The 17,879-nt window shown below is 63.2% G+C and carries 16 protein-coding genes; 11 read left to right on the forward strand and 5 right to left on the reverse strand.

All coding sequences use genetic code 11. The annotated features are described in order from the left end of the window. Positions 1 to 17: 17 nt before the first annotated feature. From NCG91_RS09975 to NCG91_RS10015, 9 genes are all read left to right on the forward strand, one after another. A complete protein-coding gene (locus tag NCG91_RS09975) occupies positions 18 to 1,949 on the forward strand; it encodes an AMP-binding protein (RefSeq protein ID WP_251349534.1) in 1,932 nt (643 codons plus the stop codon). Positions 1,950 to 1,963: 14 nt separating this feature from the next. Continuing rightward, complete coding sequence (locus NCG91_RS09980; protein WP_251349535.1) at positions 1,964 to 2,779, forward strand: ABC transporter ATP-binding protein; 816 nt, start codon at positions 1,964 to 1,966, stop codon at positions 2,777 to 2,779. 25 nt (positions 2,780 to 2,804) lie between these two features. Next, on the forward strand, positions 2,805 to 3,701 hold the full coding sequence (locus NCG91_RS09985; protein WP_198521486.1) for a branched-chain amino acid ABC transporter permease: 897 nt from the start codon (positions 2,805 to 2,807) through the stop codon (positions 3,699 to 3,701). Positions 3,702 to 3,755: 54 nt separating this feature from the next. Next, a complete protein-coding gene (locus tag NCG91_RS09990; protein WP_251349536.1) occupies positions 3,756 to 4,814 on the forward strand; it encodes a branched-chain amino acid ABC transporter permease in 1,059 nt (352 codons plus the stop codon). A gap of 58 nt (positions 4,815 to 4,872) precedes the next feature. Next, a complete protein-coding gene (locus NCG91_RS09995) occupies positions 4,873 to 6,192 on the forward strand; it encodes an ABC transporter substrate-binding protein (RefSeq protein ID WP_251349537.1) in 1,320 nt (439 codons plus the stop codon). Positions 6,193 to 6,259: 67 nt separating this feature from the next. Next, entirely contained in the window at positions 6,260 to 7,105 is an 846-nt protein-coding gene (locus tag NCG91_RS10000) for an ABC transporter ATP-binding protein (RefSeq protein ID WP_251349538.1), read from the forward strand. Between the two features lie 15 nt (positions 7,106 to 7,120). Next, the gene (locus tag NCG91_RS10005; protein WP_251349539.1) at positions 7,121 to 7,480 is read left to right on the forward strand and encodes an MmcQ/YjbR family DNA-binding protein; all 360 of its coding nucleotides are present in this window, start codon (positions 7,121 to 7,123) and stop codon (positions 7,478 to 7,480) included. Next, positions 7,477 to 8,733, forward strand: coding sequence for a phenylacetate--CoA ligase family protein (locus NCG91_RS10010; protein WP_251349540.1), 1,257 nt, complete (start codon positions 7,477 to 7,479; stop codon positions 8,731 to 8,733). Before NCG91_RS10005 ends, NCG91_RS10010 begins: the two co-directional genes overlap by 4 nt. A 63-nt stretch (positions 8,734 to 8,796) precedes the next feature. Next, positions 8,797 to 9,378, forward strand: a complete 582-nt coding sequence (locus NCG91_RS10015; protein WP_099377742.1) for a hypoxanthine-guanine phosphoribosyltransferase — start codon at positions 8,797 to 8,799, stop codon at positions 9,376 to 9,378. Positions 9,379 to 9,426: 48 nt separating this feature from the next. Here NCG91_RS10015 and NCG91_RS10020 read toward each other — a convergent pair whose 3' ends face one another. The 3 genes from NCG91_RS10020 to NCG91_RS10030 form a co-directional block, all read right to left on the reverse strand. Then, on the reverse strand, positions 9,427 to 10,380 hold the full coding sequence (locus NCG91_RS10020; RefSeq protein WP_099665909.1) for an NAD(P)H-dependent flavin oxidoreductase: 954 nt from the start codon (positions 10,378 to 10,380) through the stop codon (positions 9,427 to 9,429). Positions 10,381 to 10,478: 98 nt separating this feature from the next. Next, positions 10,479 to 11,402: an MBL fold metallo-hydrolase gene (locus tag NCG91_RS10025; RefSeq protein ID WP_251349541.1), complete on the reverse strand. Its 924-nt coding sequence runs from the start codon at positions 11,400 to 11,402 to the stop codon at positions 10,479 to 10,481. Positions 11,403 to 11,410: 8 nt separating this feature from the next. Continuing rightward, a complete protein-coding gene (locus tag NCG91_RS10030; protein WP_319633285.1) occupies positions 11,411 to 11,638 on the reverse strand; it encodes a DUF1289 domain-containing protein in 228 nt (75 codons plus the stop codon). 277 nt (positions 11,639 to 11,915) lie between these two features. Here NCG91_RS10030 and NCG91_RS10035 point away from each other — a divergent pair, with 277 nt between their 5' ends. Beyond that, entirely contained in the window at positions 11,916 to 12,329 is a 414-nt protein-coding gene (locus NCG91_RS10035; protein WP_251349542.1) for a CopG family transcriptional regulator, read from the forward strand. 54 nt (positions 12,330 to 12,383) lie between these two features. Continuing rightward, a complete protein-coding gene (locus tag NCG91_RS10040; protein WP_251349543.1) occupies positions 12,384 to 13,637 on the forward strand; it encodes an extracellular catalytic domain type 1 short-chain-length polyhydroxyalkanoate depolymerase in 1,254 nt (417 codons plus the stop codon). On the opposite strand, the gene NCG91_RS10045 is transcribed toward NCG91_RS10040, so the two are convergent. Both NCG91_RS10045 and NCG91_RS10050 read right to left on the reverse strand, forming a co-directional pair. Continuing rightward, the gene (locus NCG91_RS10045) at positions 13,630 to 14,781 is read right to left on the reverse strand and encodes a response regulator (RefSeq protein WP_251349544.1); all 1,152 of its coding nucleotides are present in this window, start codon (positions 14,779 to 14,781) and stop codon (positions 13,630 to 13,632) included. The genes NCG91_RS10040 and NCG91_RS10045 overlap by 8 nt on opposite strands. Positions 14,782 to 14,812: 31 nt before the next feature. Continuing rightward, complete coding sequence (locus NCG91_RS10050) at positions 14,813 to 17,869, reverse strand: response regulator (protein WP_251349545.1); 3,057 nt, start codon at positions 17,867 to 17,869, stop codon at positions 14,813 to 14,815. Between the last annotated feature and the right edge of the window lie 10 nt (positions 17,870 to 17,879).

The following is a 17,879-nucleotide window of genomic DNA, read 5'->3' on the forward strand; positions in this document are numbered from 1 at the left end:
CGAATACCACAGCAACAATGCCGACTTTTCCGCGGCGCTTATTGCAACACGGGACAGTACGATCCGACAAGCCCGCCTTTCGCGAAAAACACCTGGGCATCTGGCAAACTTGGACCTGGCGCGAGGTCAACGACGAGGTGCGCGCGCTGGCCTGCGGCCTGGCCGCCATCGGCTTCCAGCGCGGCATGAACCTGGCCATCATCGGCGATAATCGTCCCCGCCTGTACTGGGCCATGCTGGCTGCGCAAAGCCTCGGCGGCGTGCCCGTGCCACTGTATCAGGACGCGCCGGCCGCCGACATGGCCTATGTGCTGCAGGATGCGGAAATCCGCTACGCCATCGTCGAAGACCAGGAGCAGGTCGACAAGCTGCTCGAACTCAAGGCCCTGTATCCGCACGTCGCCCACATCGCCTATGACGATGAACGGGGCATGCGCCATTACCGCCAGCCGGAACTGATGTCGTTTGCCGCACTGCAGACGCTGGGCCGCGCGTACGACCGCGAACATCCGGGCTTTTTCGACGCCGCCGTGGCAGCGGGCCAGGGTAGCGACTCCGCCGTGATCCTGTACACCTCGGGCACCACGGGCAAGCCGAAGGGCGTGTGCCAGAGCCACACGGCGCTGCTGGCCGCAGGCGTTGGCGGCGTCGCCTTCGATCAGCTCACCGACGAGGAAGACATCCTGTCCTACCTGCCCATGGCGTGGGTGGGCGACTGCCTGTTCTCGCTGGCGCAAGCCATGGTGGCCGGCTTCACCGTCAACTGCCCCGAATCGGGCGACACGGTCATGATCGACATGCGCGAAATCGGCCCCACCTGCTACTTTGCGCCGCCGCGCGTGTTCGAGAACATGCTCACCAGCGTGATGATACGCATGGAAGACGCCAGCAGCATCAAGCGCCACATGTTCAGCCATTTCATGGACGTGGCTAAGCGCTGCGGCGCGCAGATTTTGGATGGCAAGCCAGTCTCGCTGGCGGACCGCCTCAGCTACAAGCTGGGCGAGCTGCTCGTCTACGGCCCCCTGAAAAACGTGCTGGGACTGTCGCGCGTGCGCGTCGCCTACACGGCCGGCGCCGCCATCGGCCCCGACCTGTTCCGCTTCTACCGCTCCATCGGCGTCAACCTCAAGCAATTGTACGGTTCCACCGAAACCTGCGCCTATGTATGCCTGCAACCGGACGGCAATATCAAGTTCGACAGCGTCGGCTTGCCGGCGCCGGGCGTGGAAGTCAAGCTGGCGGCCAATGGCGAAGTGCTGGTGAAGTCGCCCGCCACCATGAGCGGCTACTTCAAGCGGCCCGACGCCACCGCCGAAGTGATCGACGACGACGGCTACTTTCATACGGGCGATGCGGGCGTGTTCGACGGCGAAGGCCACCTGAAAATCATCGACCGCGCGGCCGACGTCGGCAAGATGAATTGCGGCGCCATGTTCGCGCCCAACTACATCGAAAACAAGCTCAAGTTCTTCCCCTTCATCAAGGAAGTGGTGGCCTTCGGCCATGCGCGCGACCAGGTGTGCGCCTTCATCAACATCGACATCGAAGCGGTGGGCAACTGGTCCGAACGGCGCGGCATCGCCTACTCCGGCTACACCGACCTGGCGGCGCGCGCCGAGACCTATGGCCTGATCCGCGACTGCATCGAGCAAGTCAACGCGGAACTGGCAGCCGATCCCTTGATGGACCGCACGCAAGTGCACCGCTTCCTCGTGCTGCACAAGGAACTCGACCCGGACGACGACGAGCTGACACGCACGCGCAAGGTACGCCGCAAATTCATCGCCGAAAAGTACGCGGTGCTCATTTCCGCCCTGTATGAGGGCAAGGCAACGCAATACATCGAGACCCAGGTGAAATTCGAGGATGGCCGCCTTGGCTCGACCAGCGCCGACCTGCAGATCTGGGACAGCAAAACGTACCGGCCCCAGGGCCTGGCCGCATGATGGAGCACAGCACGATGCAAATGAATGAACCCGACGCCCATTTCGGCACGGCCCGCAAAACGGGTCCCGTGATCCTCGACCTGAAGAACATCTCGCTATCGTTCGGCGGCGTGAAAGCCCTGACCGACATCTCGTTCGACGTCAAACAGCATGAAATCCGCGCCATCATCGGCCCGAACGGCGCGGGCAAAAGCTCGATGCTCAACGTGATCAATGGCGTGTACCGCCCGCAGCAGGGAGAAATCATCTACCGGGGCGAACACCGGCGCGGCATGGACTGCTACCAGGCTGCCAAGTCCGGCATCGCGCGCACCTTCCAGAACATCGCCCTGTTCAAGGGCATGACGGTGCTGGATAACATCATGACGGGGCGCAACCTGAAGATGAAGTCGAATTTTCTGCTGCAAGCCCTGTACTGGGGCCCGGCGCGGCGCGAGGAAATCGAGCACCGCAAGAAGGCCGAGGAAATCATCGACTTCCTGGAAATCCAGGCCATCCGCAAGACGCCCGTGGGGCGCCTGCCCTACGGCCTGCAAAAACGGGTGGAGCTGGGCCGCGCCCTCGTGGCGGAACCGGAAATTCTGCTGCTGGACGAACCGATGGCCGGCATGAACGTGGAAGAAAAGCAGGACATGTGCCGCTTCATCCTCGACGTCAACGACCAGCTGGGCACGACCATCGTGCTGATCGAGCATGACATGGGCGTGGTGATGGATATCTCCGACCGGGTGGTGGTGCTCGACTACGGCAAGAAGATCGGCGACGGCACGCCCGACGAGGTGCGCAGCAACCAGGATGTCATCAACGCGTATTTGGGTGTCGCGCACTAGCGCCGGACAAGGAATAACAATGAATATCAATTTTTTCTTTGAAGTGCTGATCGGCGGCCTGCTGTCGGGCGTCATGTATGCGCTGGTGGCGATCGGTTTTGTATTGATCTACAAGGCATCGGGCGTGTTCAATTTTGCGCAGGGCGCAATGGTGTTTTTCGCCGCCCTCACCTGCGTGGGCATCATGGACAAGTTCGGCCTGTCACTGTGGCTGGCCATCCCGCTGACGATGCTCACCATGATCGTGCTGGGCATGGCGATCGAACGGGTGGTCTTGCGGCCCCTCGTCAACCAGCCCGAAATCACGCTGTTCATGGCCACCATCGGCCTGACCTTTTTCATCGAAGGCCTGGCGCAGCTGATGTGGGGCTCGCAAGTGCACAAGCTGGACCTGCCCATCGAAGACGTGCCGATGCAATTCCTGATGGACCGCTTCGACATCAACATCTCGCAGTTCGACCTGATGGCGGCCGGCATCTGCGCGCTGCTGGTGATCTGCCTGGCCTTGCTGTTCTCGAAAACCAAGGTGGGCCGCGCCCTGCGCGCCGTCGCCGACGACCACCAGGCGGCACTGGCGGTCGGCATCCCGCTGCAGCGCATCTGGGCCGTGGTGTGGGGCGTGGCGGGCCTGGTGGCCATGGTGGCCGGCTTGCTGTGGGGCGCGCGCAACGGCGTGCAATTCGCCCTCACCTTCATCGCCCTGAAAGCGCTGCCCGTGCTGATCCTCGGCGGCTTTACGTCGGTGCCGGGCGCCATCGTCGGTGGCCTGATCATCGGCGCGTCGGAAAAGCTGGCCGAAGTCTATCTGGGCCCCATGGTGGGCGGCGGCATCGAAGGCTGGTTCCCGTACGTGCTGGCCCTGCTGTTCCTGCTGGTGCGTCCGGAAGGGCTGTTCGGCGAAAAGATCATCCGGCGTATCTGACGCCGCACCGCCGCCACATGATGCATACGACGCACCCATCACAAAGGACACGCCATGATTTACCGTGAAGCAGGACAATTCAAGACCAGCTACCAGGCTGACAACCAGATTTTCCCGATCAGGCAAGACCGCCTGGCACTGACGGCCACGCTCCTCGTCGCCGTCTTCCTCCTGCCGTATTTCGCCTCGCCCTACATGCTGTCGGCGATCCTGATCCCCTTCTTGATCTTCGCCCTGGCGGCACTGGGCCTGAACATCCTGACCGGTTACGCGGGCCAGCTGTCGCTGGGCACGGCCGCCTTCATGGCCGTCGGCGCGTTCGCCTCGTATAACTTCATGGCCCGCCTGCCGGGATTGCCGCTGCTCGTGTCGTTCATCCTCGGCGGCCTGTGCGCGGCCATGGTGGGCATCGCCTTCGGTCTGCCGTCACTGCGCATCCGCGGCTTTTACCTGGCCGCCTCCACCCTGGCGACGCAGTTTTTTGTCGTCTGGTGCCTGACCAAGATCCCGTATCTCACCAACTACAGCTCCTCGGGCGTGATCACGGTGCAGAAGATGACCATCCTCGGCTACCAGTTCGATACGCCGCAAAGCAAATACCTGCTGGTGCTGGCCATCGTGTCCGGCATGGCGCTGCTGGCCAAGAACATGATCCGCTCGAACGTGGGCCGCTCGTGGATGGCCGTGCGCGACATGGACATGGCGGCCGAGGTGATCGGTTTCAGATTGATGCGCACCAAGCTGCTGGCGTTTGCCGTCAGCTCGTTCTACTGCGGCGTGGCCGGCGCGCTGTATGCATACGCCTACCTGGGCACGGTGGAGCCGGAAGCGTACAACCTGGACCTGTCCTTCCGCATCCTGTTCATGATCATCATCGGCGGCGTCGGTTCGATCCTCGGTTCCTTCCTCGGCGCGGCCTTCATCGTGCTGCTGCCCGTCTTCCTGAACACCATCGCGCATGGCCTGGCATTGCCGACCAGCGTGGCCTCGAACCTGGAACTGATGGTGTTCGGCGCGCTGATCATCTTCTTCCTGATCGTCGAGCCGCACGGCCTGGCCAGGCTGTGGCAGATCGCGAAGGAAAAGTTGAGACTCTGGCCCTTCCCCCATTAAGTTTTTGCAGTCGATGTCGGTTCACTTGAATACCAAATAAAACAAGAGGAGACACACAATGAAACACATCAAATCGCTCATGCTGGCCGCCGCCATCGCCAGTGCCGCACTCACCATGGCCGGCAGCGCGCAGGCGCAGGACAAGGAGCAGTACATCGCCCTGCCATCCTACCGCGTGGGTCCCTACGCGGCCGGCGGCTCCGGTTTCTACGGCGGCATCATCGACTACTTCAACCTGGTCAACCAGGCCGGCGGCGTCAATGGCGTCAAGATCAGCTGGGAAGAATGCGAAACCGAATACAACCCCTCGCGCGGCGTGGAATGCTATGAACGCCTGAAAACCAAGCAGGGCGGCGCCACTCTGGTGGAAACCCTGTCCACGGGCGTCGCCTACGGCATCCTCGACCGCGTGGCGCAAGACAAGATCCCCATGACGATGATCGGCTACGGCCGCTCGGACGCCGCCAACGGCAAAGTCTTCCCCTACGTGTATCCGCTGATCTCCAGCTACTGGAGCCAGGCCGCCGCCATGATCAAGTACCTGGGCGACAAGGATGGCGGCATGGACAAGCTGAAGGGCAAAAAAATCGTCCACCTGTACCACGATTCGGCCTTCGGCAAGGAGCCGCTGCCCGTGCTCGAAGCGCTGTCGAAACAGTACGGCTTCGAACTGGTGAAAATTCCCGTCGCGCCGCCGGGCAGCGAACAGCAATCGCAATGGCTGCAAATCCGCCAGGCCAAGCCGGACCACGTGATCCTGTGGGGCTGGGGCGTCATGAACTCGGTCGCCATCAAAACGGCGCAGCGCAATGGCTTCCCGCGCGACAAAATGCTGGGCGTCTGGTGGGCCGGCTCCGAGGAAGACACGATTCCATCGGGCGACGCAGCCAAGGGTTACACGGCGATGACGTTCAATACGCCGGGCAACTACCCCGTGCTCGACGACATCCGCAAGAAACTCTACGCGTCCGGCAAGGGCAACCTGTCCGACCAGTCGCGCATCGGCTCCGTCTACCACATGCGCGGCGTGACGGCCGGCATCCTGTGGGTGGAAGCGATCCGCACGGCGCAGGAAAAATTCGGCAAGGGCAAACCGATCACGGGCGAACAGATGCGCTGGGGCCTGGAAAACCTGAACGTCGACGATGCGCGCCAAAAAGCAGTGGGCGCGCTGGGCATGTTCCCTACTGTGAAGACCAGCTGCGACGACCATGAAGGCTCGGGCGCCGTGAAGGTGCAGCAGTGGGATGGCAAGAAGTGGACCGCCATCACGCCGAAGTGGATCGTCGGCGACAAGGCCCTGGTGCGCAAGCTGGTCGAGGAATCCTCTGGCAAGTACGCGGAAGAGAAAAAGATCACGCCGGCGTGCATGAAGTAATGCCGTAGGCGAGAGGAACCGGACCGGCCAACGCCGGTCCCGTGTTGAACATTTTAAAGAAGCAGCCATGACCCACACTGCCACGCAAGCCCCGATCCAGGCGGAAACGCCGACGCCCTACCTGTCGGTGAACAATATCGAAGTCATCTACGACCACGTGATCCTGGTCCTGAAGGGCGTGTCGCTGCAAGTGCCGCAAGGCAAGATCGTGGCGCTGCTGGGCGCCAACGGCGCCGGCAAGTCGACCACCCTGAAAACCATCTCGACCCTGCTGCGCGGCGAACGGGGCGACGTCACCAAAGGTGAAGTCCAGTTCAAGGGCGAGCGCGTGGACCAGTTGACGCCGAATGAACTGGTGAAGCGGGGCCTGTCGCAAGTGATGGAGGGACGCCACTGTTTCGGCCACCTCACCATCGAAGAAAACCTGCTGACGGGCGCCTACACGCGCAGCCTGTCGCGCGGCGAGCTGAAAGACGCGCTGGACAAGGTGTATCACTACTTTCCGCGCCTGAAAACCCGGCGCAGCAGCCAGGCCGGTTACACCTCGGGCGGCGAACAGCAGATGTGCGCCATCGGCCGTGCGCTGATGGCCAAGCCGTCGATGATTTTACTGGATGAGCCGTCGATGGGCATCGCGCCGCAGATCGTCGAAGAGATCTTCGGCATCGTCAAGGACCTGAACCTCAAGGAAAACGTGTCTTTCCTGCTGGCCGAGCAGAACACCAACGTGGCGCTGCGCTACGCCGACTTCGGCTACATCCTGGAAAACGGCCGCGTCGTGATGGAAGGGCAAGCGCAGGAACTGGCCAGCAACGAAGACGTCAAAGAGTTTTACCTGGGCGTGTCCAGCGCCGGGCGCAAGAGCTTCCGCGACATGAAGTTCTACCGCCGCCGCAAGCGCTGGCTGGCCTGACGCAGGAGGCAAAGCATGGACCTGGAACGGGCGAAGCAAGTGTGCCGCGGCTTTCCCGGCGCGACGCAAGACATCAAATGGACGAACGTGCTGGCGTTTTGCGTCGGCGGCCGGATGTTCGCGCTGTGCGGCGCGGAAGCGCACAGCACGCGCGGCATGAGCTTCAAGGTCGATGCGGAACGCTTCCTGGAATTGACGGACCGCCCCGGCATCCGCCCGGCGCCGTACCTGGCACGGGCCAAGTGGGTGCATATCGCCAGCCCCGATGCGCTCGACGACGGGGAAATGGCGGCCCTGCTGCACCGCTCATACAGCCTGATTGTTGCCAGGTTGACGAAAAAACTGCAACGTGACATTGGAGAATCCGCAACATGACCGATACGCTCGACAGTCTGGAAGCACGCGCCCCCGAAGAGCGCGAACGCGAATTGATGGCCGGCCTGCCGCAGCTGATCGCGCGCGCACAACAGGCGCCGGGCTGGGCCCGCATCCTCGATGGCGTCAATGCAGCCGACATCACCAGCCGCGCCGCGCTGGCGCAGCTGCCCGTGACGCGCAAGTCCGACCTCAAGCAATTGCAGCACACGCAACTGCCGTTCGGCGGCTTGAACACGACGCCAAAGAACGCCCTGTCGCGCGTGTTCGTCTCGCCCGGCCCCATCTTCGATCCCGAAGGCCGCGGCCCCGACTGGTGGCGCTTCGCGCGCCCCATGTACGCAGCCGGCGTGCGCGCCGGCGGCTTGCTGCAGAACTGCTTTTCGTATCACTTCACGCCGGCCGCCTTCATGGTCGAAGGCGGCGCCGCGCGCATCGGCTGCACCGTCATCCCGGCCGGCATCGGCCAGACGGAAATGCAGGTGCAGGCGATGGTCGACCTGAAGCCCGACACGTATATCGGCACGCCGTCATTCCTGAAACTGATCATCGAGAAGGCGCGCGAAATGGGCGCCGACATCAGCAGCGTCACCAAGGCCGTGATGGGTGCGGAAGCCTTGCCCGAGTCCCTGCGCAGCTGGTTTGCGGAGAACGGCGTGCCGCACGTGTTCCAGACCTATGCCTCGGCCGACATCGGCAGCATCGCCTATGAAACGGCCAGCAATGGCAAGCTCAATCCCGGCATGGTCGTTGACGAAAACGTGCTGCTGGAAATCGTCCATCCGGGCAGCGGCATTCCCGTCGCGCCGGGCGAAGTAGGCGAAGTGGTCGTCACCGTCTTCAATGCCGACTACCCGCTGATCCGCTTCGCCACGGGAGACTTGTCCGCCGTGCTGACGAACGCGCCGGAGTCGCCGTGCGGCCGCACGAATACGCGCATCAAGGGCTGGATGGGGCGCGCGGATCAAACCACCAAGGTGCGCGCCATGTTCGTGCATCCGTCGCAGGTGCACGAGATCGCGCGCCGCCATCCGCAGATCAAAAAAGCGCGGCTGGTGGTATCGGGACGCATGGCCAACGACGAGATGACTTTGCATTGCGAAGTCGACGATCCGCTCGACACCAGCGGCACCGAAGCCATCATCGGCTCGATCCGCGAACTGACCAAGCTGCGCGGCAACGTAGTGCTGGTGGCCGTGGGCAGCCTGGCGCAAGATGGGAAAATCATCGACGACATGCGCGATTACAAATAAGGCCGATTTGCGGGATAATACCGGCATTGACCATCAGCCCCATTCATCGCCATGCAAGAGTCCATGCAAGAATTTCATCACAACCGTGCCCGTGACCTGATCAAGAACGCGGAACTGCTGTTCGACCAAGACGCCGTGCAGGCGTCGATCACGCGCATGGCCGATGTGCTCAACACGCGCTTCAACGCCGAGGATTCGAAAGAGTTCCCGCTGGTGCTGGGCGTGATGGGCGGCGCCGTCGTCTTTACGGGCAACCTGCTGCCGCAACTGAGCTTTCCGCTCGAATTCGACTACATCCACGTGAGCCGCTACGGCGACGACGACAAGGGCGGCGAAGTGGTGTGGAAAGTCATCCCCCGCTCGAATGTAGCGGGCCGCACCGTCATCGTGCTCGACGATATTCTCGACGAAGGCGAAACCCTGGCACACGTCAAGCAGCGCCTGCTGGACATGGGCGCCTCGGAAGTGATCCTGGCCGTGTTTGCCGACAAGGCCATCGGCAAGAAGAAGCCGGTTCAAGCCGACATCGTCGGCCTGGTGATCCCGAACCGCTTCGTCGTCGGCTTCGGCATGGATGCCTATGGCTACTGGCGCAACCTGCCGGGCTTGTGGGCCATCAAGCCCGAGGATTTGAAGCAGGAATAAGGATGGCTTGGATGACGCGGCATGCCGCGTCATCCCGCAGCAGCAGAGTTACAGCTTCAACCGCGCGCGCGCCGCATCGTATTCGGCTTTCAGGCGCGCCACCATCTCTTCCACGCTCGGCACGTCATCCATCAAGCCCACGCCCTGACCCGCGCCCCAGATGTCACGCCAGGCCTTGGCGCTGCCCGAGCCGAAATTCATCGCGCTCTTGTCCGCTTCGGGCAAGGCTTCCGGATCGAGTCCGGCCGCTTCGATCGATTTTTTCAGGTAATTGCCGTGCACGCCCGTAAACAGGTTCGTGTAGACGATGTCCGCCGCGCTGGAATCGACGATGGCGTCGCGGTAGCCGTCGCTGACGTTCGATTCCTTGGTCGCCAGCCAGCGCGAACCGATGTAGGCAAAGTCTGCGCCCATCGCTTGCGCGGCCAGCACGGCGTCGCCCGTGGCGATGGAACCGGACAGCGCCAGCGGACCGTCGAAGAATTTGCGCACCTCGCCCACCAGCGCGAACGGCGACAGGGTGCCCGCATGGCCGCCAGCGCCGCTGGCGACCAGAATCAAGCCATCGACACCCGCCTCCAGCGCCTTTTTCGCGTGACGGATCGAAATCACGTCATGCAGCACGATGCCACCATAGCTGTGGATGGCGTCGAGCATTTCCTTGGGCGGCGCACGCAGCGAGGAAATGATGATGGGGATCTGGTGTTTCACGCACACTTCCACGTCGTGCGCGAGGCGGTCGTTCGACTGGTGCACGATCTGGTTGACAGCGATCGGCCCGACTTTCTTGTCCGGGTTGGCGGCCTGGAAGGCGGCCAGTTCGGCCTGCAAGTCCGTCAGCCACGTGTCGAGCAATTCGGCGGGACGCGCATTCAGGGCCGGGAAGGAACCGACGATGCCGGCCTTGCACTGCGCCGCGACGAGGGCCGGGCCGCTGGCGATGAACATCGGCGAGGCGATAACGGGTAAGGAGAGGTTTTGCAACGCAACAGGCAATGCCATGGCGGACTCGCTGGAAAGTTGATCGGACGTAAAAAACACTGAACGTTGATTATAGTGCAGAAAAAGTACGATCGTGCTGAATTTATCGCACCGACGATTCAACCCTCGTTGAGCAAGTACTCACCCTCGACGCGCGCCGCTACGGCCCTCACCAGCTGCGACACGGCCCACTCGGCCAGCGCGGCCGCCTCCTGGCGCAGAAAGCGCCGGTTGGCTTCTTCGAAGATGGGCATGCCGCGCAGCAGAGCAGGTATCTCGGCGAGGGCGATGCGCTGGCGTTCCAGCAGCAGGAATTTCAGCAGCACCTTCACGGCGTTCTGCGCATTGCGCACGGGATCGGACGCCAGGTAATCGAGGCGCGAATACGCGCGCTGCAGGGCGCCGGCGGCATCCGTGAATGGCCGCCCGTGGCCTGGGATCACCACGCGCACGTCCAGGCTGGCGATCAGGTCCAGGGTGGCGCGCGCTTCCAGAAAGCCGGAGCCGCCATCGAGTTCCGGAAAGATCACGCCGAAGCCGTTTTCCCACAGAGCGTCGGCGGAAATCAGGATGCCCTCCTGGGCGCAGTAAAAAATCAGCGAGTGCGGGTCGTGGCCCGGTGCGCCCAGCGCCTGCCAGCGCATGTCGGCCAGGGTGAAGGTGTCGCCGGGCGAGACGGTGGCGTCAAAGCCGAAGCGCGGGCATTGCTGGCCCGTGGCCTGGAAGCTGAGGGCATCGATATCCCAGGCGCGCACCTTGTCCGCTTCCGATACGGGAATGGCCGTATGGCAGCCGTATTCGGCTTGCAGCAGCGCGTTGCCGCCGCAATGGTCGGAGTGCAGATGCGTATTGAACAAGCGGTCCAGCGGCCGGCCCGCCAGGCTGTGGCGCAGCAGGGCCAGGGTTTGCGGCGCATGCGTGACATAGCCGCTGTCGATCAGGGCCGTGTCGTCCCTGCCCTGGAACAGGATGTTATTCGACGACAGCCAGCCGCGTTCGAACACCTGAATGGAATCGGGGAACAGCGCTGGCGATCGCGGCATGGGCTTCCTCAGTAATCGGGCTCGAAGTCGAGCAGGGATTCGCGGCCCGGCAATTCGGCCCACACGGCGCGCTTGAAGTCGTCGTCGGCCTTGCTCCAGGCGATGATCTCGTCGAGCGTGCGCAGGCAGCCTTCGCACAAGCCGCTGCCGCGGTTCATCTTGCACAGGCTGACGCAGGGCGACGGTACCGGCGACGGCAAGGGGAGCGGAACGGCTGGCGGAGTATCGACCATCATGGAGCGGCATCGGTAAACGTGAAGGCTTTCATTATGCCGCGAAACCACGCCGGCGAGTCGGCGGCATCGCCCTGCAATGACACTGTCAACATATTTTCCGACGAAAAAATAATCAAAAATATATTATTTGAAAATTTATTTTGCGGCCCATCTCACTCTGCGGGAGCCCATCCTACAGCGTGATCAGCCCAGATCCTGCTTGACTTGAGATATTTCAGAACTATACTACCATCCATACAGATGGCAATTGGATGCCACGTGGAGTTTTTGGAGAGATATGGCCAAGCAAGACAGCAAGCCCAAAATTGGGGAATCCGAGAAAATCACGATCAACCTCGGCTTGATCGACCTGGGGCAGATCGATTTGCTGGTCCAGGAGGGATTTTATTCCAACCGCACGGATCTGATCCGTACGGCCATACGCAATCAACTCAATACGCACGCCGACGTGGTGAAACAAACCGTCGCCCGCAAAAGCCTGGTATTGGGCATGCAGCATTATTCGCGCGCCGACCTGGAAGCGATCCAGGCAGCCGGCCAGCGCCTGCAGATACAGGTGCTGGGACTGGCCAGCATCGCCAGCGACGTCTCCGTGGAACTGGCACTTGCCACCATCGAGTCGGTCTTCGTATTAGGTGCCCTGCACGCCAGCACCGTCGTCAAGACGGCGCTCGCAGGGCGAATTCACTAGCGTATTGGTTCGCGGCGATGACCCGGCCGATGCGCGGCACCGTTAAGGATGGTCATGAAACTACCTCTCAACATGTTGGCGCAGATGCGCGCCGCAACCCGCAATCTGTTGGGCAGCGGTCCCGCCGCCGCCACCGAAGCCATTCAGCAGGCGCTGTCCGCCGCCGGCCTGGCGCCGCAGGCGGCGTCCACACAGCAGCAGCCGATGCGCGATATCAATCAGCCACCTGCGCCACCACCGGCGCAACCATCTGCGGCAACGCAACCGCAAGCTGACGCCGCGCCCCCCACACCCGCGCAGGCGGCGCAGGACTTCGCGCAGGATTTCATGGCGCGCCTGGGCGTGCCGGCAGGCCTGGGCCAGCACAGCTTCGACATGCCCAGCTTCGAGCTGCCAAACTTCCACCCGTCCGGCTTCAACGCGCCGGCCGCCACGCCAGCGGAGGTACCCGCCGGCGCGCAATTCATCGACGGCGTGTACCGCAACCATGCGGGCACGCGTTCGTACAAGCTGTATATCCCCAGCAGCTATCATGGCCAAGCCATGCCGCTGATCGTGATGCTGCACGGCTGCACGCAAAATCCCGACGATTTCGCCGCCGGCACGCAAATGAATGCGCTGGCAGAAGAAAAGGAGTGTTTTGTCGTCTACCCGGCGCAGACGCAGGGCGCCAACAGTTCGCGTTGCTGGAATTGGTTCAACGCCATCGACCAGCAGCGCGACCAGGGCGAACCGTCGCTGATCGCCGGCATCGCCCGGCAAGTCATCGACGACTACCCGGTCAACGAGCGCGAAGTGTTTGTCGCCGGCCTGTCGGCGGGTGGCGCCATGGCCGTCATCGTCGGCACCCTGTACCCCGACCTGTTTGCCGCTGTCGGCGTGCATTCGGGTCTGCCCTTCGCTTCGGCGCAGGACTTGCCGTCGGCGCTGGCCGCCATGAAGGGCGGCGCCATGCCCAATGCCCAGCGCAAGGCGCCGGCGGGCGGCGTGCCCATCATCGTTTTCCACGGCGACCGCGACACCACCGTCAACCCGCGCAATGGCGATGAACTGATCGCCCAGGGCGTGCGCAGCCAGGCGGGCGGCAAGGCGGCCAAAGCCGCTTCCGTCGATGGCAGCGTGCCGAATGGCCACCGCTACACGCGCACCACGCACAGCCAGGCCGATGGCTCGCCGCTGGGCGAACACTGGGTCATCCACGGCGCCGGCCATGCCTGGTCCGGCGGCAGCGATAACGGCAGTTACACGGACGGCAAAGGGCCGGACGCCAGCCGAGAGATGCTGCGCTTCTTCAAGACCGTCAGCTGATGTTTTCGGCGAACGGCGCGATCTGCCGCTGCTTGTCGGCGATCTCGCACACGCCGTCGGCATAGCGGTTGGAGATGGCGATGAACTGGTCCTGGATCTGCAGGAAGGCGTCGACGATCTCGGCGTCGAAATGCGAACCGCGCCCCTCGACGATGATCTGCACGGCCTGCGCATGGTCCATACCCTGCTTGTAGATACGCCGGCTGATCAGGGCGTCATACACGTCGGCCAGCGCCATCAGGCGCGCTGAAATCGGGATGGCTTCGCCAGCCAGGCCTTGCGGGTAGCCGCTGCCATCCCATTTTTCATGGTGGCTGTAGGCGATCTCCTTCGCGTACTTGAGGAAATCGACTTCGATGCCCAGCTCGTGCTCGGCCGCCAGGATGGCGTCGCGCCCGAGCGTGGTATGCGTCTTCATGATGGCCATTTCGTGCGGCTCGAAACGTCCCGGCTTGAGCAGGATATGGTCGGGAATGCCCACCTTGCCGATATCGTGCAGCGGCGCCGTCTTGAACAGCAGTTCGATATTCTTGTCCGTCAAAAAATCGCGGAAACGCGGCAGGCCGCGCACTTTCTCGGCCAGCGCTTTCAGATAGTGCGAGGTGCGGCGGATATGGTTGCCCGTCTCGCTGTCGCGCGTTTCGGCCAGCGAGGCCATGGCGTGGATGGTGACGTCCTGCAGCGCCGCCACCTCCTGCACGCGGCGCTCCACCTCCGTTTCCAGGTACTGGTTCTGGTCGCGCAAGAAATCCTGCATCTGCTTCATCGCCAGCTGCGTCCTGATGCGCGCCAGCACGATGGGCGCCGAAATCGGCTTGGTGATGTAGTCGACGGCGCCCAGCGCCAGACCCAGCTGCTCGTCGGCCACTTCGCTCATGGCAGTGACAAAAATCACGGGGATGCCGGCCGTGGCGGGATCGGCCTTCAGCGCGCGGCACACATCGTAGCCGCTCATGCCCGGCATCATGATGTCGAGCAGGATCAGGTCGGGCTGGTCGCTGCCGGCGGCGATCTTCAGGGCGCGTTCGCCATTGACGGCGATCTTGGTGCGGTAATCGTCTTCCAGCACCGCGCGCAGCAGGTCGATATTGTCTGGTGTGTCGTCGACCACCAGAATGGTTGGCTTGCTTGCCGGCGCTCTCATGCCCGTCCTTCGCTCTGCATAGTTATCCTTGTCACAGTGTCAGCTCCAGCGCATCGGCTACCTCGCCCAGCTGCGCCAGCGCACCTTCGAAATCGTATTGTCCCAGCATGCGCTTCAACTGGCGCGCGTGTTCCGCCTGCCCGGCCGCGACCAGCACGGGGCCGATGCCGTCCAGGTGCTTGACGGCCTGCGCATCGTCCTGCAGCAGCAGCTGCGACAATTCGCGCAAGCCCGCTTGCAGGTGCGCCCGGTCCACCGCCGCCACTGGCGCCACCGCCGCGCCGCCCGCCTCGGCCACATGGCCGCGCGACTGCATGGCCAGCACGATCTTCGGCACCAACTCGTCGAGCGCCAGGGTGCAGGCGGCCAGCGCCTGCGGCAAGCCGTCGTGCGAACCCAGGCTGAGCAAGTGCTCGACCCGCGCGGCGCTGTCGGCCAGGCCGCCGGCGCCGATATTGCCGGCCAGGCCCTTCAGGGTATGCGCTTCGCGGATCGCCGTCTCGAGCTGGTTGTTCTCGATGGCGGCAACGATGCGCTGCATGGCGTCGAACTGGGTTTCCACAAAACGGTCCAGCAATTTTCGCATCAAAACGGCATTGCCGCCCACGCGACGCATGGCTTCCGCCATTTTCAGACCGGCGATCACGGGCAACTCCGCTTCCGGCTGCGCCACCACCGCCGTCATTGCCTGCGGCGTGGCTGGAGCGATCCAGCGTGCCAGGGTACCGAACAACTGCGCCACGTCGATCGGCTTGGCGATGAAATCGTTCATGCCGGCATCCAGGCATTTTTCCTTGTCGCCCACCATGGCATTGGCCGTCATGGCGATCACGGGCAAATTCGAATAACGGGGATCCTGGCGCAGCTTGCGCGTCGCCTGGTAACCATCCATCACCGGCATCTGGCAATCCATCAGCACGCCGTCATAGGCGTTTTCCTCGATCTTCGCCAGCGCGATGGCGCCATTGCCCGCGATGTCGACGCGGATGCCGGCGTCGTTGAGAATATGCTGCGCCACTTCCTGGTTGACTTCATTATCCTCCACCAGCAGCAGCCAGGCGCCGCGCAAGGCACGTTCGTCGTCGCGGTAGCTGCTCTGGCGCTGCGTCTTGCGGCTCTGCCCCGTCACGCCGCCAAACACGAACGATATCTGGTCGAGCAGGGTCGAGGCGCTGACCGGCTTGTTCAATACGCCGTCGAACGGCAAGTCCCGCTGGCGCGCCGCCTCCAGCAGCGCTTCGCGATGGAAGGCCGTGACCATGATGCAGGCCGGCGTCGCATCGATGCCGGCGGCATCGGCGCGGATGCCGGCCAGGGTATCGAGGCCGTTCATGCCCGGCATTTTCCAGTCCATCAGCACCAGTCCGTACCCTCGTCCCTCGGCGCGCGCCTGCGCCACGGCGCCGATGGCCAGCACGCCGCCAGACACGGCACGCGCTTCGAAGCCCAGCGCCGTCAGCATGCTGACGAAGATTTCACGCGCGCTGGGGTTGTCATCGACCACCAGCACGCGCAGGCCCTGGAATTGCTGCTGATGCTGCAGTTGCGACAGGCTGTCGCGCGGCACGGCGGCCAGGCCGAAACGGGCCGTGAAGAAGAAGGTGCTGCCCACGCCCGCTTCGCTGACCAGGTCGATCTCGCCTTCCATCATTTCCACCAGGCGCTTGCTGATGGTCAGCCCCAGGCCCGTGCCGCCATGGTGGCGCGTGGTGGAGGTGTCGGCCTGGGTAAAGGCCTGGAACAATTTGCTGCGCTGGGGCGGCGTGAGGCCGATGCCCGTGTCGCGCACATCGACGCGCAAGACAGCCGCATGTTCTTCCAGCTGCTGCAGGCGGATGCTGACGACGATCTCGCCCTTATCCGTAAACTTGATCGCGTTGTTGGTCAGGTTGATCAGCACCTGGCCCAGGCGCAGCGGGTCGCCCTGCAAGGCGTTCGGCACATTGGGGGCGATGTCGAACAGCAGTTCGAGCCCCTTGTCCTGGGCGCGCATCACGGACAGGTCGGCGATCTGTGCCAGCACGTCCTCGAGGAAGAAATCGACTTTTTCAAAGGCCATCTTGCCCGCCTCGATCTTCGAGAAATCGAGGATGTCGTCGATGATGGCCAACAGGTTCTTCGAAGCCGATTCCACCTTCTCCAGGTAATTGCGCTGGGTCGACGTGAGGTCCGTCTGCAGCGCCAGGTGGGTCATGCCAATGATGCCGTTCATCGGCGTGCGGATCTCGTGCGACATATTGGCCAGGAAGTCCGACTTCATCTTGGTCGCATCCTCGGCCACTTCGACGGCGTGGCGCAGGTCCTGCTCGACGGCCAAGCTGGTGCTCATGTCCTTGAGCGCCTGCAGCAACTCACCCGTCTCGTCGCGCGACGTCACTTCGATGACGGAACTGAGGTCGCCATTGGCCACGCGCGTGGCGATCGCCACCGCCTCGCCCAGCGGACGCGTAATCGAGCGCGCCGACCAGGCAAAGGCGAGACCGGTCAGCAGGGCTGCCAGGCCGATGCCGCCCATCAGCAGCAGCGAGGTATCGATGTCGTTGCGTATCCGGGCCGCGCTGTCGCGGATCAGTTGCTGCTGCAAGTCATCGAGCTGGCTCACGTACAGCAGCACTTTTTCCAGCACCGGCAAGGTCTGCGTCTGCATGGCCTGCTCGGCGCGGGCATCCTCGCCGCGTTCGACCAGTTCGAACATCGTCTTGAGCGACACATAGTAGTCGGCGCGCGCCAGGTGCATCTGCTCCAGCAGGCGCCGCTCCTCGGGCCGCGCATCGAGACCGTCGAGGATGCGCACCTGCTCATCGATGCCCTGCTTGATCGCCTCCAGGCGCGCCTGGTTCGCCTGGCGCAGCGCCGGCTCGTGCTGGCTCGGCAGGTTGCCGATGCGCGTGGCCGCCTCGCGCGCCAGTCCGTGGATCTTGCTGGTGGCCTTGGCGGCGACCCAGTCGCGCTGCAGGATATCGTCGGTCTCGGCGCGGATAGCATAGATGCGGCTCCCCGCCAAGACGATGACGACCAGCATCAGCACGATCAAAATGGCATAACCGGCATTGATGCGCACGCCGATGCGGATATCCCTGAAGCGCATAACTTTCCTG

The organism is Janthinobacterium kumbetense (genome assembly GCF_023703445.1).
Classification (GTDB): domain Bacteria; phylum Pseudomonadota; class Gammaproteobacteria; order Burkholderiales; family Burkholderiaceae_D; genus Janthinobacterium; species Janthinobacterium kumbetense.